At 71.1% G+C, this 17,365-nt stretch carries 14 protein-coding genes and 1 tRNA gene; 9 read left to right on the top strand and 6 right to left on the bottom strand.

Going from position 1 to position 17,365, the window contains the following annotated elements; genetic code table 11:
- Positions 1 to 158 precede the first annotated feature (158 nt).
- Together ACRYCC_RS06510 and ACRYCC_RS06505 are read left to right on the top strand one after the other, a co-directional pair.
- Positions 159 to 1,136, top strand: coding sequence for an aldo/keto reductase (locus ACRYCC_RS06510; RefSeq protein ID WP_433809652.1), 978 nt, complete (start codon positions 159 to 161; stop codon positions 1,134 to 1,136).
- Positions 1,137 to 1,344: 208 nt separating this feature from the next.
- Positions 1,345 to 1,417 (top strand) — tRNA-Lys (locus ACRYCC_RS06505).
- A gap of 344 nt (positions 1,418 to 1,761) precedes the next feature.
- Here ACRYCC_RS06505 and ACRYCC_RS06500 read toward each other — a convergent pair.
- The 3 genes from ACRYCC_RS06500 to ACRYCC_RS06490 form a co-directional block, all read right to left on the bottom strand.
- Positions 1,762 to 2,079, bottom strand: a complete 318-nt coding sequence (locus ACRYCC_RS06500) for a hypothetical protein (RefSeq protein ID WP_433809651.1) — start codon at positions 2,077 to 2,079, stop codon at positions 1,762 to 1,764.
- A gap of 129 nt (positions 2,080 to 2,208) precedes the next feature.
- Positions 2,209 to 4,767, bottom strand: coding sequence for an ABC transporter permease (locus tag ACRYCC_RS06495; RefSeq protein WP_433809650.1), 2,559 nt, complete (start codon positions 4,765 to 4,767; stop codon positions 2,209 to 2,211).
- The gene (locus ACRYCC_RS06490; RefSeq protein WP_433809649.1) at positions 4,767 to 5,561 is read right to left on the bottom strand and encodes an ABC transporter ATP-binding protein; all 795 of its coding nucleotides are present in this window, start codon (positions 5,559 to 5,561) and stop codon (positions 4,767 to 4,769) included. Before ACRYCC_RS06490 ends, ACRYCC_RS06495 begins: the two co-directional genes overlap by 1 nt.
- 471 nt (positions 5,562 to 6,032) lie before the next feature.
- On the opposite strand from ACRYCC_RS06490, the gene ACRYCC_RS06485 reads away from it, so the two are divergent.
- From ACRYCC_RS06485 to ACRYCC_RS06475, 3 genes are read left to right on the top strand one after another with little or no spacing between them, the layout of a single operon-like run.
- Complete coding sequence (locus ACRYCC_RS06485; RefSeq protein ID WP_433809648.1) at positions 6,033 to 6,980, top strand: histidine kinase; 948 nt, start codon at positions 6,033 to 6,035, stop codon at positions 6,978 to 6,980.
- On the top strand, positions 6,977 to 8,137 hold the full coding sequence (locus tag ACRYCC_RS06480; RefSeq protein ID WP_433809647.1) for a sensor histidine kinase: 1,161 nt from the start codon (positions 6,977 to 6,979) through the stop codon (positions 8,135 to 8,137). The genes ACRYCC_RS06485 and ACRYCC_RS06480 overlap by 4 nt, the downstream gene beginning before the upstream one ends.
- Positions 8,137 to 8,742, top strand: coding sequence for a response regulator transcription factor (locus ACRYCC_RS06475; protein WP_433809646.1), 606 nt, complete (start codon positions 8,137 to 8,139; stop codon positions 8,740 to 8,742). The genes ACRYCC_RS06480 and ACRYCC_RS06475 overlap by 1 nt, the downstream gene beginning before the upstream one ends.
- Before the next feature lie 109 nt (positions 8,743 to 8,851).
- Here the strand turns inward: ACRYCC_RS06475 and ACRYCC_RS06470 are convergent, their stop codons facing one another.
- A complete protein-coding gene (locus tag ACRYCC_RS06470; RefSeq protein ID WP_433809645.1) occupies positions 8,852 to 9,859 on the bottom strand; it encodes a GlxA family transcriptional regulator in 1,008 nt (335 codons plus the stop codon).
- A gap of 71 nt (positions 9,860 to 9,930) precedes the next feature.
- Between ACRYCC_RS06470 and ACRYCC_RS06465 the strand changes: the two genes are divergently transcribed.
- The gene (locus ACRYCC_RS06465; protein ID WP_433809644.1) at positions 9,931 to 11,235 is read left to right on the top strand and encodes an APC family permease; all 1,305 of its coding nucleotides are present in this window, start codon (positions 9,931 to 9,933) and stop codon (positions 11,233 to 11,235) included.
- A gap of 40 nt (positions 11,236 to 11,275) precedes the next feature.
- On the opposite strand, the gene ACRYCC_RS06460 is transcribed toward ACRYCC_RS06465, so the two are convergent.
- Positions 11,276 to 12,262, bottom strand: a complete 987-nt coding sequence (locus tag ACRYCC_RS06460; RefSeq protein ID WP_433809643.1) for a helix-turn-helix domain-containing protein — start codon at positions 12,260 to 12,262, stop codon at positions 11,276 to 11,278.
- Between the two features lie 85 nt (positions 12,263 to 12,347).
- On the opposite strand from ACRYCC_RS06460, the gene ACRYCC_RS06455 reads away from it, so the two are divergent.
- Complete coding sequence (locus tag ACRYCC_RS06455) at positions 12,348 to 13,607, top strand: MFS transporter (RefSeq protein WP_433809642.1); 1,260 nt, start codon at positions 12,348 to 12,350, stop codon at positions 13,605 to 13,607.
- A gap of 141 nt (positions 13,608 to 13,748) precedes the next feature.
- On the opposite strand, the gene ACRYCC_RS06450 is transcribed toward ACRYCC_RS06455, so the two are convergent.
- On the bottom strand, positions 13,749 to 14,984 hold the full coding sequence (locus ACRYCC_RS06450) for a cytochrome P450 (protein WP_433809641.1): 1,236 nt from the start codon (positions 14,982 to 14,984) through the stop codon (positions 13,749 to 13,751).
- 104 nt (positions 14,985 to 15,088) lie between these two features.
- On the opposite strand from ACRYCC_RS06450, the gene ACRYCC_RS06445 reads away from it, so the two are divergent.
- Positions 15,089 to 15,691: a TetR/AcrR family transcriptional regulator gene (locus ACRYCC_RS06445; RefSeq protein WP_433809640.1), complete on the top strand. Its 603-nt coding sequence runs from the start codon at positions 15,089 to 15,091 to the stop codon at positions 15,689 to 15,691.
- A 488-nt stretch (positions 15,692 to 16,179) separates the two neighbouring features.
- Positions 16,180 to 17,238: a mechanosensitive ion channel family protein gene (locus ACRYCC_RS06440; RefSeq protein WP_433809639.1), complete on the top strand. Its 1,059-nt coding sequence runs from the start codon at positions 16,180 to 16,182 to the stop codon at positions 17,236 to 17,238.
- The last annotated feature ends 127 nt before the right edge of the window (positions 17,239 to 17,365 follow it).

The following is a 17,365-nucleotide window of genomic DNA, read 5'->3' as shown; positions in this document are numbered from 1 at the left end:
TCCGTACCTGCGCGACCCGGCGTGCGCGGTGCCCGACCTCCCGCACCTCACATCGCGGCGCCCGGCACCCCGCCACCCAACCCAGCGGCACTCAGGATCGCGGCGCTCGACGCCGCGGCACCCGAGACCGCGGCTCTCACGAGGAGACAGTCATCGTCATGGAACAACGGCTTCCCAGCAGACTCGGCCGGCCGCTCTCGGTCGTCGGGCTGGGCACCTGGCAGCTCGGCGCGGACTGGGGGGAGGTCGAGGAGAAGGACGCCATGGCCGTCCTCGAAGCCGCGGCGGACGCGGGAGTGACCTTCCTCGACACCGCCGACGTGTACGGCGACGGGCGCAGCGAGCAGATCATCGGGCGCTTCCTCCGCGACCACCCGGGGCTCCTGGTCGCCACCAAGATGGGTCGCCGGGCGCCTCTGGACCCCGGGCAGTACACGCTGTCCAATTTCCGCTCCTGGGTCGACCGGTCGCGGAGCAATCTGGGCGTCGACCGGCTGGACCTGGTGCAATTGCACTGCCCGCCCACCCCGGTCTACTCCTCCGAGGCGGTGTTCGACGCCCTGGACACGCTGGTCTCCGAGCAGCGCATCGCGGCGTACGGCGTGAGCGTGGAGACGTGCGACGAGGCACTGACCGCGATCGCCCGGCCGGGGACCGCCACCGTGCAGATCATCCTCAACGCGTTCCGGCAGAAGCCGCTGGAGCGCGTCCTGCCCGCGGCGGCCGCCGCCGGCGTGGGCATCATCGCCCGGGTGCCGCTGGCCTCCGGCCTGCTGTCGGGCCGCTACCGCCACGACACCGTGTTCGGTCCCGACGACCACCGCGCCTACAACCGGCACGGGGAGGCGTTCGACGTCGGCGAGACCTTCTCCGGCGTCGACTACGACACCGGCGTGGAGGCCGCCGCGCTGTTCTCCGCCTTGGCTCCCTCCGAGGCGACCCCCGCGCAGACGGCGCTACGGTGGATCATCCAGCAGCCCGGGGTGACCACCGTGATCCCCGGCGCGCGCAACGTCGAGCAGGCCACCGCGAACGCCCAGGCCGCCGGCCTTCCCGCACTCCCGGAGACCACCCTCACCGCCATCAGGGACCTCTACGACGACCGGATCCGCCCGCAGGTCCACGACCGCTGGTAGACCGGGAGTCCCTCCCGGTGACATGCGACCGGGCCACGGGCAGGTCAGCGGTATGCGCGGGTCTCCGGCAACGGTGGTTCGCGGTGATCATCCTGCTCCGTGGCCCAGGTCAGCGGCCTGACAGGGGCGAGATCAAACGATTCGCGCAGGCTCACGGGGGCTGCTAAAGTTCAGGACGTCGCGAGGGCCCGGAGGGCCCTGGAGACAAGCGCCGTTAGCTCAATTGGCAGAGCAGCAGACTCTTAATCTGCGGGTTCGGGGTTCAAGTCCCTGACGGCGCACCCCGTCTGATCTGGGCATTCATGGAGTGATCATGAATGCCCAGTGTCGTTTCTGTGGTGGTTTGGAACCCGTGGATGCTCGTTGGTTGCTCGCGGGGCGGATCCGGGGACGATCATGGTTTGAATCGCGTCGTTGAGACCGCATTCCAGCAGGATCGCATGTCTGTCACTCGTCGATCTGGCTAAGGGCCTTAGTTAGGCCGACCCGGGAGCCGACCCCGAGTTTGGCGAACACATGAGAGAGATGGGTCTCCACTGTCCGGAGCGCGCTGCCGTAGCGGCCCATGGAGGTCTCGGCATAACACAACCAGCTGAGGGCATCCATCCCCTCGGCAACGTGCTCGTCAGGAGCGGTGTCGAACAGCCGGTCGGCCGCCTCCAAATAAACAGACGGCGTCTGGGATGCGACCCATGGCCCAGGCGGGCATGACCCGCATCGCAGCGACCGCCAGCGGCAGCGACGGCTCCCAGCCCTCGGCGTCGTCGGGCATCATGTCGAGCACCGCCTGAGCGGCGCGGAAGTCGGTGCGCCACAGGCTCTCGGCGACCAGCCGCAGCCGGAGCAGCACCGCCGCCGCCGACCGGGGATCGGGCATCTGGCGCAGCTCGGCGAGCACCGGCGCCCGGCTCTCCTGCGGCCGGTCCAGCAGCCGCTCGATCATCGCGCGCCCGTTACCCCGGCGTGAGCGACCGCATCCCCGGTCGTCTACATCACTGTCCCGCCCGCCGCGACTGCCGGCTTCGGCCTTCCCCTTTTTCCGGACGTACCTCCATGCGACGAAGGGGCGGGTTCACGCGGGGCTCGCGGCCGCCTCCACCGGACGCGGTCGCATGGCCGACCAACTGGAAGCCAGCGTCACGACGAGGGTCAGCGCGCCCGCCGAGCCGATCACGGTGAGGTATATCCACAGCGGCCCGCGGGGCATCGGCGAGCCGTTCAGGGCGATACCGAAGGGCACGAGCGTCAGCGCCGACACGACACCGCCGAGGAGCACGCCTGCGATGGCGACGACCAGCCCCTCGACGCCCATCATCCGCAGCAGCCGGCCACGATCGGCCCCGATGAGCCGCTGCAGCGCGAACTCGCGACGCCGTTCCGACGCCGCCATGATCAGGGTGTTGACCAGCGAGATCACCGTGTAGCCGGTGATCACTCCGACGAACATGTAGTTCACCCAGGCCCCGGTCTGCTCCTGCTCGGCGTCGGCCGCGATGGCGCCCTCCCGGTCGGTGACCCGCACGCCGGGCCGGCCGGTGGTGAGGCCGGCGAGCGCGGCGGTCAGCCGTTCGTGGTCCACGCCGGGCGCGGCACGCACGAGGATCCGCTCGGGCACGCCGGCCGTGGTGTGCGGGGCCAGCAGGGACGCGGGCAGCAGCACCGTCTCGGGCCCGGAACGCACGGTGAACAGCGCGACCACCCTGAGATCGGCCTTCGAGCCGTCGCCCAGCCGGAGCGTCACCGTGTCGCCCAGGCCCAGGCCGCCGCCGATCCGCCGGGCGTGACCGCGCGCCAGGGCGACCGTGTCGCCCCGTAGCGCGGTGAGCGTGCCGGCGGTCACCGTGACCGCCGTGGTGGCCTCCGCCCCCTCCGGGGTGACCCCGCGCAGCGGCAGGCCCTCCTCGCTCTGGGACCCGAACCGCGGCGCCTCGACGTACCCGGTGCTGGTCACCAGGTCCGATGCCGCCGCGACCCCGGGCGTCCGGCGTACGGCGTCGACGAGGCCGGGCGAGAGCCCGCCGGTGGACGAGGTGACCACGGCGTCCGCCCGCAGGCCGTGAGCGAAGGCCTGCCGCGCGTCGGCCGACTGCGAGGTCTGCAGGTAGATCAGGCCGGTGGCCAGCCCCGTCGCGAGCATCACCGGGGTGATCGCGGCCGCCGTCCGGATCCTTCTCGCCCGGACGTTGAGCAGCGCGAGGTGACCGGCGTTCCCCGACACCGCGCGCAGCACCGGACGCAGGATCGCGGTGATGACCGGCGCGATCCGCGGCGCGAGCAGCGCGAGCCCGGCCGCCCAGAGCATCGCCGACGGCCCGGCGGTGCTCGCCGCGACCGGTCCCGACATCGCCAGCGCCGTGACCAGTGCCAGCGCGCCGGCGCCGGCCAGGCAGATCAGCCCGCAGAGGAGCCGGGGCCATCCGAGCGGCCGGTCCTGCAAGGACGCCTCGGTGAGGGTCTCGGCCGGCCGGGCCGTCGCCGCGGCGCGGGAGGCGATGAGGGCCGCGACCACGGCGGTGAGCAGCCCGACCCCGGCTCCGGTGCCCGCCGGTATCCAGCCCTGCCGGAAGGCGAGCTCGGCCGGGGCCACGCCGTGCTCCGTGAGCCGGTCGAACAGCGCCCTCCCGGCGCGCGCGCCGAACGCCTGCGCCGACGCGACGGCGAGCACGGACACCACGACCGCCTCACCGAGGACCATCCGGCGGAGCTGCCCCGGCGTGGTGCCGATGATCCGCAGCAGCGCCATCTCGCGCTGGCGCTGCTGGACCGAGAGCCCCAGCGTGCTCGCGACGACGAACACCACGACCATGATCGCGAGTCCGCCGAACACCGCCGACATGACGATGAGGACCTCTCCCGCGGGCCGGGCGGCGATGAACTCGGCCCGGCCTCGCCGGCTCCCGGCGGAGACGGTGACGTCGTGTCCCACGAGTGCGGCCGAGATCCGCCCGCGGAGCTCGCCGGAGCCGGTGCCCTTCGCCGGGAAGACGGCGATGGCGTCGATCCGCTCCGGCGCGAACCGCCGTACGTCCGGGTCGGAGAAGAACACCCCGGCCGGCAGCCCGGCGCGCCCGGCGGCCACCCCGACGACCAGGAAGCGTTCGGCCGCTCCGCGTACCACCAGCTCGACACCGCCGCCGGGCCGTACCCCAGCGGCGGCGGCCAGTGGCGCGTCGAGTACGGCTTCGCCCGGAACACGAGGAGCCCGCCCGGCGCTCAGCCTGTAGGGCGCGAGCGCGGCCGACGACCAGCCATGGCCGGCGGGCGGCCCGCTCGCGTCGAGCGGCCTGCGGTCGCGCGGCCCGAGCACGGCGACGGGGAAGGACACGTCCGGCACCGCCCTCGCGACTCCGGGCACGGCCCGTACCGCCGTCACCAGCCCGGGCGCGAGGCGGACTCGCTCCGGGAGCGGCACCCGCTCGGCGTCGCCGTCCTTCGGCACCCGGTACAACTGGTCACCGGTCACCACGACGGGGGCGGCGGCCAGCCGCCGTGGCGGCACGTCGGTACGGATGCCGGTCTCCATCAGCCCCCCGCAGGCCGTCACGATGACGACCCCGAGGAACAGGGCGGCGAACGAGGCGGCGAACCCGCCCTTCCGGAAGCGCAGCGTGCGCAGAGCCAGCCGGAACATCAGGACACCCCTTCGCCGCGGCGGACGGGCTCGGCACCCCAGGCGCCCAGCCGGGTCATCCGCTCGGCGATCGCGTCCGCGGAGGGCGCGTGCAGCTCGCCCGCGATCCGCCCGTCGGCCAGGAAGACCACCCGGTCGGCGTGGGCGGCGGCCACCGGGTCATGGGTGACGATCACGACGGTTCGCCCGGAGGTGCGCACCGCCTCGCGGAGCAAGGTGAGGATCTCCAGAGCGGTGCGGGTGTCGAGGGCACCCGTCGGCTCGTCCCCGAAGATCACGGCTGGACGGGTGATCATAGCGCGGGCGATCGCCACGCGCTGTTGCTGGCCGCCGGACAGCTCGCCGGGCCTGCGGCGTGCCAGCGAGGCGAGCCCGACCCGCTCGATCGCCTCCTGCACGGCGCTCCGGCGGGGCCTGCCGCCCGCGAGCCGGATCGGGAGTGCGACGTTCTCGGCCACGTTCAAGGCCGGCAGCAGGTTGAACGCCTGGAAGACGAAGCCGACGCGCTCGCGCCGCAGCCGGGTGAGGGCCCGTTCGCTCATACCCGCCAGCTCGTGGCCGTCGAGCACGACCGAGCCCGACGTCGGCCGTTCCAGCCCCGCCGCGCAGTGCAGGAACGTGCTCTTGCCCGAGCCCGACGGGCCCATGATCGCGGTGAAGCTTCCCGGCCCGAAGCCGAGGGTGATCTCGTCGAGCGCGACGACGCCGTTCCGCCTGGTGCCGAACGACTTGCGCACCGCCCGCAGGCGGACGACCTCGTCCGTACCAGGGTCCGAGCCTGCGAACCGTTTCATCTTTCCGCTCCCCATGGATCGCCCGGCGCCCGGTCTGGTTTCTCGCGCCGGCTGTCACGACGGCTCGTCACGCGGGCTCGTCCGGTGAGTCGAGTCTCGCGAGCCGAGGGGGGAGCGCGGCAGATGCCGATGTCGCCGGCCGGCGGTGACGAACGTCATCGGTGACGTGTGGACATCGGTATCTACCGGGGCGGACGGCGCCGGGACGAGACTGGTCCCCGATCCTCGGCCGGGACCGGCGGCCGATGACGACGCCCGTACCCGGCGGCCGTGCCGGCGCCCATCGCCGGCGGTCAGCGGCGGACACGCAGAGGAGGCCAGGTGCCCGAGGTCGTCGCCGCGCTGGCAGCGCCGCGAATAGGGCATATATCCTCGCGTACCTGGGGTTCACGGGTGGAGGGCCGCCTGAAGCCACGACGGAGAGCCAACCGGTTCGTCCCGCTCACGACGGGATTCATACCGCTGCTCACTATGGGCACGGTCGCCTACAGCGTGCTCATTCCCACGGTGGAGCTGTGGCGTTATGCCCTGATGTCCACCAACACGACCCACACCCTGGTCGGGGTGCTCGCCACGGTGACGTACTTGCCCCTGCACATCAGGCACGTCCACCACGCCGCCCAGGGCACCCGCCCTCGGAAGGCCGGCTGGACGGTGGCCGCGATGGCCGTGCTGATCATCGGTGCCGTCCCCTATCTGGGGGCCTACTGGCTGGGGCAGTTCCACGCACTCGCCGTCTCGGTGCTCATCGTCCTGCGCCCCCCGTGGTCGTTCGCCCTCTTCGGAGCGATCGTGGCCGCGCAGACACCGCTGGCGATCGCGCTGGACCACCCCGAGATGGCGCCGTTCTTCACGATCGCCGGGGCGCTCAAGGGACTGCCGGTGTTCCTGCTGATCTGGCTCGTCGGCGCGGTGCGGCGGCTGCGCGCGGCACAGCGGGCGCTGGCGGACCGGGCGGTCGCACGCGAACGGCTGCGGATCGACGAGGACCTGCGGCACACGGTGGGCACGGCCCTGGAGTCGATCGCCGCACAGGGAGAGCGGGCGGGCGCGCTGGCCCCGCGCGACGTGCCCGCGGCGGAGGCCGAACTGCGGGCGCTCTCCCAGTCCTCGCGGCAGGCGCTGGCCGGGGCCCGCCGGTTGATCAGGGGCTACCAGCACACCTCGCTGCCCGCCGAACTCGACACCGCGGCGACGCTCCTGGCCGCGGCCGGGATCGAGAGCCGCCTCGTCCTCCCCGACGGTGACCTCCCGGACGCCGTCGACGAGGACCTCCGCTCCAGCCTGCGGGCCGACGTCGCGCGCCTCCTGCAGGACGACACGGTCCGGCGCTGCGTCATCGTGGTCGCCCGCCACCATGGCCGCCTGCGGCTGGAGGCCGGCGCCGACCCCGGCGGCGCGGCCACGGGTGCCCCGTGAAGGCCACGCAGGGCGACTGGTGGGAAGGCCCCGCCTGGTCGCCGCGCCGGGCCCGCTGGTTCCTCGTCGCCGCTCACCTGCCGTTCGTCCTGACGTCCCCGATCTACGCGATCACCGGGCTGGACGGTGCCCCGGCCCGCTACCCCGCCGTCCCGCTGGTCGCGGGGCTCGCCATCGGCGCCCTCCAGTTCCGGCACAGCTTCGCGGCGGTACGGGGCGAACGGCCGCCCGGCTGGCAGTGGACCTTCCTGGCGTTGATCGCCCTGGTCTACCTGCCGATGCCGTGGTTCGCCGGGAACTGGATCGACATGCAGCTGTTCGTCGTCGTCTCGGCCATCATGCTGCTGCGCGGCGCCCTCGCGGTCGCGGCCGCCGTCCTTCCGGTGCTGGGGACCCTGGCCGCGCTGTTCGGCTCGGTTTCCGGCGAGTACTCCGACCTCGGCATCACCGCGGTGGCGGCCTGGGCCGTCTTCTGGCTGTCGGCCGGGTTCACGATCGGGGTGGTGGCCACGTACGGATCGGTGTGGCTGGTGCGCGTCGTCGACGAGCTCCAGGCCACCCGTACCGAACTGGCCGAGGTCGCCATCGGGCGGGAGCGGCTGAGGGTCTCCCGCGACCTGCACGACCTGCTGGGCCAGAGCCTGTCGGCGGTGTCGCTCAAGGGGGACCTGGCCCTCCGGCTGCTGTCCAGGGACACGCCCGCGGCCCAGGCCCAGATCGAGAACCTGACCCTCGTGGCCCGCGACGCGCTGGCCGGGATGCGCGCGGTGACCAGGGACGAGCACTCGGTGTCGCTGGAGGAGGAGACCAAGGGGGTGTCCGCGCTGCTCGGCGCCGCGGGCATCGAGGCCCGGATCGACGTGCGCCTACCCGGCCTCGCCCCGGCGGTGCAGGACGTTCTCGCCTGGGCGGTGCGCGAAGGGGTGACCAACGTCCTGCGCCACAGCGACGCCCGCACCTGCTCCATCACCGCGCGGCGCCGGGGCGGTACCGTGCGGCTGGAGATCGTCAACGACGGCGTGCGCGAGCCGAAGGGCGAGGGCAGCGGCCTGGCCGGCCTGGCCGAGCGCGCCCGCGCGCTGTCCGGCTCGGTGTCCGCCGACGGCGCGAAGGGCCGGTTCCGGATGCTCGTCGAAGTCCCGGAGGAGTCCGCCTGATGATCCGCGTGCTGATCGCCGAGGACGTGCACATGATCCGCGGGGCCCTGGTCGCCCTGATCTCGCTGGAGGACGACATGGAGGTCGTCGCGGAGCTGGACCGCGGCGACCGCATCGTCGGCGCCGCGCTGGAGACCCGGCCCGACGTGGCCGTCGTCGACATCGACCTGCCGGGCATGGACGGTCTCACCGCCGCCGGCGAACTGTACGAGCGGCTACCCGAGTGCCGGGCGCTCGTCCTCACCGGGCTCAGCCGGCCGGGCAACCTGCTGCGCGCGCTCAAGCTCCACGTCCGGGGGTTCATCATCAAGGACGCGCCCGCCGAGACGCTCGCCGACGGCATCCGCCGGGTGGCCGCGGGCGAGCGCGTGATCGACCCCGACCTGGTCGCCGCGGCCCTGGAGACCGGCAACAGCCCGCTGACCCCGCGCGAGGCCGACGTCCTCCGCGCCGCCGAGAGCGGCATCTCCACCGAGGAGATCGCCGTCACCCTCTCGCTGTCGCGCGCGACGGTCCGCAACTACCTCTCCAACGCCATCGCGAAGGTCAACGCCCGCAACCGCATCGACGCCATCCGGATCTCCCGCAACGCCGGCTGGCTCTGACCCCGGCCATTTGTATACAGCGCAGTGAACCGGAGCGGGTAGTGCGACCTGTAATCCCGTATTTCTCCACTTCGAGATTGCCTGGCCGGGGGCCGCCGCTGTGGATGGTCTAGCCGCCGCGAGGTGACGAGCCGCCCGCCGATCTGCGTCGGTGGGTCTTGGCCCGATGGCGGAAGACGTGGCGGTAGGTCTGAGGGGAGACGCTGATCACCCGGCCGAAGTGGTGGCGGAGGGTGGCGGCGGTGCCGAAGCCGGCCTGGCGGGCGATGTCCTCGATGGATATGTCCGTGGTCTCCAGGAGTTCCTGTGCCAGCCGCACTCGCTGCTGGAGCAGCCACTGCAGCGGGGTGGTGCCCAGAGCCTCGCGGAAGCGGCGAGCGAAGGTGCGTTCGCTCAGGTGCGCCACTTGGGCGAGCCGGGGAACGGTCAGCGGCTCGTGCAGACGATCACGGGCCCAGTCGAGCACCGGAGTCAGGGAGTCGTTTCTGCCGAGGTGTGTGACCGGTTGGGTGTACTGCGCCTGACCGCCATCCCGATGCGGTGGTACCACCATGCGGCGGGCCACCTCGTTGGCGATCGCGGCGCCGTGGTCCTGGCGGACCAGATGCAGGCAGGCGTCGATGGCCGATCCGGTGCCGGCCGAGGTGATGACGTCGCCGTGATCGATGTAGAGCGGCACGGGATCGAAGTCGATCTCGGGGAAGCGGTGGGCGAAGTCGCTGCCGTTCAACCAGTGCGTGGTGGCGCGCCGGCCGTTCAGCACCCCGGCGGCGGCCAGCACGTAGGCGCCCGAGCAGATCGACATGATGCGTCTGCCCTGCCGGTGGGCGGTGCGCACCGCCTCGACCAGTTCCTGCGGAGGATCGAGCTGGACGGGGCGCACGACGGCTCCCACCACGATCGTGTCGGCGTCCAGCAGGTCGTCGAGGCCGTACGGGGTGTCGATCTCTAGGCCCGCGGTGGTGCGCAGAGGACCGGGCTCGGCCGCGCACAGCCGCAGGTCGTACCACGGGGCTACAAGGTCGCTACGGTCGGTGCCGAAGACCTCGCAAGGCACGGCCAACTCGAACACCGGGGTGCCATCGGTGACCGCGAGGCCAATGACGTGTCGGCTCATGGCGGTAATTATGCGCAGCATGGCGTTTCTGCCGCTGGCCGCTTCTGGCTGTGCCCGTGACGCTGATCTCCATGAGTGACGTGACCAGGACAGGCTCCCTGACCTTCGGCCAGGGCACCGCGATGTACGTGGGCGCGGTGCTGGGCACCGGCGTGATCGCGTTGCCGGCACTGGCCGCCGAGGCCGCCGGGCCGGCCTCGTTGCTGGCGTGGCTGGCGCTCGTCGTGCTCTCGGCACCACTCGCCGGCACCTTCGCCGCTCTCGGCGCCCGCTATCCCGATGCCGGCGGAGTGTCCACCTATGCCCGGTTGGCCTTCGGGGAACGCGCGGCAGCGGTGGTCGGCTGGTGCTTCTACTTCGCAGTGCCCCCAGGGGCCGCCGCTGCGGCGTTGTTCGGCGGCGCCTATGTCTCGGCCGCGCTGGGCGGCGGGACGACGACCACCACCGTGACGGCCGTAGGACTGATGGTCGTGGTCACCGTGGCCAACGCCGTCGGCCTCCGGGTGAGCAGCCGGCTGCAGTTCGCGCTGGCGGGACTGCTCGTCACGCTGCTGCTGGTGTCGGTCGGGCTGTCGCTGCCGCACGCCCACGCGAGCAACCTGGAGCCGTTCGCCCCGCACGGCTGGACCGCGATCGGGTCGGCGGCGGCGCTGCTGGTGTGGAGTTTCGCGGGCTGGGAGGCGATCACCTCTTTGGCCACCGAGTTCCGCCGTCCGCAGCGCGACCTGCCGAGGGCGACCGCGGCGGCGGTGATAATCGTCGGTGTGCTGTATCTGCTGGTCGCCTTCGCCATCATCACCGTCCTCGGCCCCGGCGCGGCCAGGACCGACGCGCCGCTCGGAGAGCTGATGGCCCAGGGGCTGGGCGGCAACGCCCGCTGGCTCGCCGCCGGGGCCGCGGTGCTGCTGACGTTGGGTGCCATGAACGCCTACTACGCCGGCGCGGCCAAGCTCGGCGCCGCCCTCGGCCGCGACGGAGCGCTGCCGGGCGTGCTGGCCCAGGGAAGCGTGGCGGGCGAGGTGCCGCGGCGCAGTCTGGCCGTCAACTCGGCCCTGTCGTTCGCCGCGCTGGCGTTCGTGGTCGCGACCGGGATGGGGTCCCGGCCGCTGGTGCTGCTCACCACGGGCTCGTTCGTGGCGGTGTATGCGATCGGGGTCGCCGCCGCCGTCAAGCTTCTGCCCAGACGCGGCAAGGGCCGTGCCATGGCGATGGCGGCCCTCGTCGCGGTGGTCGCGCTGCTGCTGATGTCCGGCACCTACCTGCTGTGGCCCGTGGTGGTGACCGGAGCCGCCCTGCTGTACCTCCGGCTCAACCGGGGCCGTCGCCCCGCCGCACAGAGAAGCCCGTCGGAGGACGTCGCGGAGCTGAGCACGTGACCACCGATCACGCAGTACCCGGGCTGGAGAGCCTGACGGATCACAGGGCGGGCGTGAGAGGACGGTGAAAGGTGCGCCGGTACTCCATCGGGGTCACGCCCACCGTTCGGGTGAAATGATGGCGTAGATTTCCGGCTGAACCCATGCCGCAGAGCCGGCTGACGCGCTCGATCGGCAGATCGGTCGCCTCCAACAGGTGCCGGGCCCGCGCCAGGCGCTGGGCGTGCAGCCAGCGCAGCGGAGTGGTGCCGGTGGCCTCATGGAACCGGCGGACCAGGGTGCGTGAGCTCAGCCCGGCACAGTCGGCCATCTGTGCCACGGTGAGCTGCTGATCCATGTTCTCGACCGCCCACTGCAGCACGGGGGCCAGCCCGTCGTCGCCCGCGCGGGGGACCGGGGCCTCGATGTACTGCGCCTGCCCTCCGGGGCGATGGGCGGGCACGACCATGCGCCGGGCGACGTGGTTCGCGATCTCGGCGCCGAGATCGGTCCGGATGAGGTGCAGGCAGAGATCGATGCCGGCGCTGCGGCCCGCGCTGGTGAGCACGTCGCCCTCGTCCACATACAGGACGGCGGGATCGACGCGCACCAGTGGATGCCGCGCGCTCAGGATGTCGGTGTACATCCAGTGCGTGGTGGCCCGCCGCTCGTCCAGCAGTCCGGCCGCCGCCAGGACGAACGCGCCGGTGCACAGGGAGACGATGCGTGCCCCGCGCGCGTGCGCCGCGTTCAGCGCCTGAAGCAGTCGCGGGTCGATCGCGTCGTCCGACAGCACGCTGTCGGGCGGGAGCGCTGGGACCACCACGGTGTCGGCGGTGGCGAGCGCATCGAGGTCGTACGGGGTGTGCAGCGCGAAGCCGTTCTGCGTCGGCGTCGCGTAGGGGTCGGCGGCGCACATCCGCAGCTCGTACCACGGATCGGCGAGTTCGCTGCGGTCGATGCCGAAGATCTCGCAGGCGATGGACAGCTCGAACATCGGCATGCCGACGGTGACGGCGAGGGCCACGATTCCGGTGTTGACTGTCATGTCTCCACGCTAGCGGCAGGATTTTGATGAAGATGGGCAGTTCTGCCACTCGTCACCGGAAGGCCGTCCGGCGAGGCTGATGGACGTGAACAACGAGACCTTCGCTACTCCGTCCGCGCGACGGCTTCGGCCCGGGCTGGCGTTCGCACTGACCGCCGGGGTCATCGGGCTGTGCCTTGCCGCATCCGCCATGCCGTCGCCGCTGTACAAGCTCTATGCGATCAACTGGCACCTGCAGACCTCCACCGTGACCCTGATCTACGCCACCTACTGCTTCGGGGTGCTGGCCTCGCTGCTGGCGTTCGGCCGGGTCTCCGACACGTGGGGCCGCCGGCCGGTCATCGTGGTCGGTCTGCTCGGCCTGCTCGCCTCGATGGTGGTGTTCATGAGCGCGTCCGGCGCCGCCTGGCTCTTCGCCGCCCGTGCCGTCCAGGGGCTTGCCACCGGCATCGCGATCAGCGCGGCCGGCGCGGCCCTGCTCGAGCTGTACCAGGGCGGTAACCCGGCCAAGGCCAGCCTGTACAACGTCGTCGCCAGCGCTCTGGGCGTCGGGGTGGGCGGCCTGCTCGGCGCGGTGCTCGTGCAGTACGCCCCAGGACCGCTGGTCACCCCGTTCATCGTGCTCGCCGCGCTGAACGTCCTGCTGCTCCTCGGCATGCTGCTGGTGCCCGAGTCCGTGACGGGGCGCACCGGATTCCGGATCGCGGCGCCCGGTGTGCCGCGCCAGATCGTCACCCCTTTCGTCCTCGCGGGCCTAGGCATCACCTGCACGTGGTCGATCATCGGCATCTACCTGGGGCTCGTCGGGACGCTGGCCCCCGCTCTGATGCACACCACGAGCAATCTCGCCGCCGGTCTGGCCATCTTGGCCCTCGGCGGTACGTCGGCGCTGCCGCCGCTGCTCACCCAGAAGCTGGCTCCGGCCGTCCAGGTCGCCTGGGGGACGGTCGCGCTCATCGCAGGTGTCGCGCTCATGGCCTGGTCGCTGTCCATCAGCACGGCGGCGGGGTTCATCGCGGCCAGCGTGGTGATCGGGCTGGGCGTCGGCTTCGGGATGTTCGGCGCGCTGCGCACCGTCGGCGCCGCCGCGCCGCCGGACCGACGCGCCCAGGTCATGGCGGCGTTCTACATCGTCGCTTACGCCGCCATCTCCCTGCCGGCCATCGCCGCCGGCTTCACCGTGCGCCACCTGGGGGCGGTCCAGACCTTCCAGATCTTCGGTGCGGGCATCGTCGTGGTCTCGCTCGGCGCCCTGCTGCTGGCCGTGACCCGGCACCGCGCTCAGGTCCGGGCCACCGCCCTACCGGTCGCTCCGGCCCCTGCGGGCGCCGCCGAACGCGGCTGACCTGAAGGATGCAGGTCAGGCAGCCGCCATCCCCCGGCGGCTGCCTGAGTGAGCGGATGAGTGACTTCAGTAGGTCCAGGCGATGGCGCTGGTCGTACATCTGGGGCGTGCTTGATGGGGCGAGGGAGCCGGTCTGTCCGTTTAGGGGAGAACGCCGCAGTTCAGGGTGAGGGGGAAGGAGGTGTAACCGCGGATGGCGAGGCCGGGGCGGCGGGCGGGGGCGTGCGGTGAGGGCTGGAGGTCGGGGAAGCGGGTGAGGAGCCGTTCGAAGGTGATTTGGGCTTCGAGGCGGGCGAGGTGGGCGCCGAGGCAGTAGTGGGGGCCTGCGGCGAAGGCGAGGTGGTCGTTGTCGGTGCGGGTGATGTCGAGGGTGGCGGGGTCGGTGAAGTGGGCGGGGTCGCGGTTCGCCGCGGCCAGGAGGGTGATGACCAGGGAGCCGGGGGTGAGGTCGACCTCGTGGAGGGTGACGGGTTCGAGGACGGTGCGGGCGTCGATCTGGATGGGCGGGTCGTAGCGCAGGAACTCTTCGACGGCGGTGGGGATGAGGGTGGGGTCTGCGCGGAGCCGGGCCAGTTGGGCGGGGTTGGCGAACAGGGCGGCGAGGCCGTTGGCGAGCAGGTTGGTGGTGGTCTCGAAGCCTGCGCCGAACAGCAGGAGGGCGGTGGAGATCATTTCCTCGTCGGTGAGCTGGTCGTCGGCGACCAGGCGGCTGAGCAGGTCGTCATCGGGCGAGCGGCGCTTGTCAGCCAGGAGCCCGACGAAGTGGGCGACGGTCTGGGTTTCGGACTCGATGGCGTGGGCGAGGTCGTCGGCGGAGACGTCGGGGGAGGTGAAGGCGGAGGCCGTGCGGGCCAGCGGGAGCAGCACCTCCCGGTCTTCCTCGGGTACTCCGAGGAGGTCGGCGATGACCTCCAGGGGCAGTGGCAGCGCGACCGAGGCGACGAAGTCGGCAGCGGGGTCGGCGGTGAGCTGGTCGAGGAGTTTGTCGGCGCGCTGGGTGACGACATGGCGCAGAGCCTGGACGTGGCGGTTGGTGAACTGGTCGCTGACCAGGCGGCGCAGCCGGGTGTGGGCGGGCGGGTTCGCGAAGATCATGCTGTGCCCGATGCGTTCGGTGATCCGGGCGAGGATGTCGGGGGCGATGTCGGTGAAGCTCATGCCGAGCAGTTCGTCGCCCTTGCCGAGCGATCGGTGGCGCAGTGCCGCCGAGCAGCCGGCGTGCCCGCTGAGCACGAGGGTCCCGTCGGCGGTGAGCAGGACCGGGGCGGTCTCGCGCAGCCGGGTGTAGGTGGGGTAGGGGTCGTCGTGGGAGGTCACCATCATGGCGTCGTAGAACAGCTGGTCTGCGGTGTCGGAACGGATTGCCTGGGGCGTCATGTGCGTCTCCTTGGACGGGCGGATACCCAGAGGGTGACAGATTTTTTAAAACCGTCAAGGATGGGTACTTTTTTAAAAAGAGTGTCGCGTTGTAGGGTGCGGGCGTGGATGTTTCCGCCGGCTTCCAGGTCCGTGTGCGCAGACAGATGCGTGAGGACGCCATGGACGCGGCGTACCGGGTCCTGGTGGAGTCCGGCTGGTCGGCCGTGCGGATGACGGGGATCGCCGCCGCCGTCGGGGTGAGCAGGCAGTCCCTCTACAAGGAGTTCGCCACCAAGGAAGAGATCGGCGGGGCACTGATCCTGCGTGAGGCGACCAGGTTCAGCGAGGGCGTGAACGCCCAGATCCGTATGGCGGACAATGCCTCGGCCGTCATCGAGGCCGCGATCCGGTTCGGGTTCGAGCACGGCTCGGCCAACCGGGTCCTCATCGCCATCCTGGCCGACCCCGGTCACAGCGGAGGAGGCGGCCTGCTCCCCTTCATCACCACCGACGCCGGAACCCTGATCGACATTGCCGCCGGCCTCCTCGTCGAACCGATCCTGCAACGCGAACCCGGCCTCGACCCCGAGGACGTCGCCGCGACCTGCGACGCCCTGACCCGGCTGATGCTCAGCCACCTCCTGCAACCCCTCGGCGACACCGAAACCGCCATCCACCGCCTCATCCGCATGGCCCACCGCAACCTCGGCCTCCCCTGCCCATAGATCAAGCGGATCACTGCCTGTTCGGCCAACTCAAAGGTGTTCTGGCAAGCCCTGGGCGGCCAGAACAGCTCCGCGCCCATGCGGGAGAGAGCGTCCCCGCGCCCACTTCCGACACGACCAGCCGAGCCGCCATGTCGCGGTGTTCTTCCACCGGCGACCATGGCTCTCACCTGCATGGATGTAGCTTTCGGCAAGCGCAGTGTGACAGGTCCACCCAGCCTGACCTGGGGATTCCGATGCACGCGTCCCCGCCCACCTCCGGTGGGCATTGATCACCCGGCTCGTCCAGTTGATCGAACTGCCGTAGAGGACATCGGAGGATCTGATCGAGCGTGACCAGCCGCACCGGCCCCCGCGCCGCGGGCTTTCACTACGATTGAGCAAGATCGCAACCAAACGCCAAATCCCGCGAAAGAGCGACGTACTGCTACGTGATCGGAAAGCGGTGCGGTCGGCTGCAGGGGACCACAACAAGGAGAGATTCGCCTATGCCGGAATCCCTGGGTTGGGGCCGGGTCATCGTCGCCGCGATCGTGATCGTGGCGGCCCTGGCCCTCGCGATCATCCTGCGCATGGTGATCGGACGGCTCACCAAACGCGCTGGGGACACCCGCGCGGCCTGGGACGATCTGGCCGCACGCCTGGTGCACGACGTGGCCGTCCCGCTGGCGCTGCTCGGCGGCGTCTGGTTCGCGGCGAACATGCTCGCCCTCAAGCCGGGCACACTGCAGGTCACCGGCAAGGTACTGACCGCCGTGACGATCATCGTCATCTCACTCGCCTGCGCCCGGCTGATCTCGGGCATCGTCACCCAGATCGCGATGACCCGCCAGGGCGTGGCGGCCAGCGTGACCATCTTCGCCAACATCACCCGAGTGGTAGTGCTGGGCATCGGCGTCCTGGTGATGCTACAGAGCATCGGCGTCTCCATCACCCCACTGCTGGGCGCCCTGGGCGTCGGCGGCCTCGCGGTCGCGCTGGCCCTTCAGGACACCCTGGCCAACCTGTTCGCGGGCGTGCACGTGCTGGCGTCCAAGACCATCGAGCCCGGCGACTACATAAGACTGAGCAGCGGCCAGGAGGGCTACGTCGTCGACATCAACTGGCGCAACACCTCGATCCGCACCCTGTCCGGCAACATCGAGGTGATCCCGAACCAGCGGTTCTCCGACACGATCTTGACCAACTACCACCGCCCCGCACAAGACATGTCGCTGCTCGTCCAGGCGATAGTGGCCTACGACAGCGATCTCGAGCACGTCGAGCGGGTCGTCATCGAGACCGGCAACGAGATCATGAAAGAGATCGAAGGCGCGGTTCAAGAGCACGAGACCCTGGTCCGCTTTCACACCTTCGCCGACTCCGGCATCCAGTTCACCGTGATCCTGCGCATCATCGAGTTCGGCGAGCAGTTCCGCATCAAGCACGAGTTCCTCAAACGCCTGCATCGCCGCTTCCAGAACGAGGGCATCGAGATCCCCTACCCCCACCTACAGCTCATCCGGCCACCCGCCCTCGCTCCCGACCTGGCCGAACTCGACAACTAACGCGCCGGACCAAGAGTTCGTCGTACGCCCGACGTTGTCCAGAACGCCCTAGCATCACGCCGGTTCCTCATCATCCAGACTCCCCCGCGCACGTCTGCTCTGCGTTGGCACAAGCTCGCGCGATAGC

This window comes from Actinomadura scrupuli, assembly GCF_050971785.1.
GTDB lineage: Bacteria > Actinomycetota > Actinomycetes > Streptosporangiales > Streptosporangiaceae > Actinomadura_E > Actinomadura_E scrupuli.
The sequence above is the reverse complement of the archived record's forward strand: the minus strand, read 5'-3'. Positions and strand labels throughout refer to the sequence as shown.

Coding starts and splice junctions, on each gene's coding strand:
- ACRYCC_RS06475 (WP_433809646.1), top strand. CDS start 8,137: ATGATCCGCGTGCTGATCGCCGAGGACGTGCACATGATCCGCGGGGCC.
- ACRYCC_RS06440 (WP_433809639.1), top strand. CDS start 16,180: ATGCCGGAATCCCTGGGTTGGGGCCGGGTCATCGTCGCCGCGATCGTG.
- ACRYCC_RS06460 (WP_433809643.1), bottom strand. CDS start 12,262: ATGACAGTCAACACCGGAATCGTGGCCCTCGCCGTCACCGTCGGCATG.
- ACRYCC_RS06490 (WP_433809649.1), bottom strand. CDS start 5,561: ATGAAACGGTTCGCAGGCTCGGACCCTGGTACGGACGAGGTCGTCCGC.
- ACRYCC_RS06500 (WP_433809651.1), bottom strand. CDS start 2,079: ATGATCGAGCGGCTGCTGGACCGGCCGCAGGAGAGCCGGGCGCCGGTG.
- ACRYCC_RS06470 (WP_433809645.1), bottom strand. CDS start 9,859: ATGAGCCGACACGTCATTGGCCTCGCGGTCACCGATGGCACCCCGGTG.
- ACRYCC_RS06495 (WP_433809650.1), bottom strand. CDS start 4,767: ATGTTCCGGCTGGCTCTGCGCACGCTGCGCTTCCGGAAGGGCGGGTTC.
- ACRYCC_RS06485 (WP_433809648.1), top strand. CDS start 6,033: ATGGGCACGGTCGCCTACAGCGTGCTCATTCCCACGGTGGAGCTGTGG.
- ACRYCC_RS06510 (WP_433809652.1), top strand. CDS start 159: ATGGAACAACGGCTTCCCAGCAGACTCGGCCGGCCGCTCTCGGTCGTC.
- ACRYCC_RS06450 (WP_433809641.1), bottom strand. CDS start 14,984: ATGACGCCCCAGGCAATCCGTTCCGACACCGCAGACCAGCTGTTCTAC.
- ACRYCC_RS06465 (WP_433809644.1), top strand. CDS start 9,931: ATGAGTGACGTGACCAGGACAGGCTCCCTGACCTTCGGCCAGGGCACC.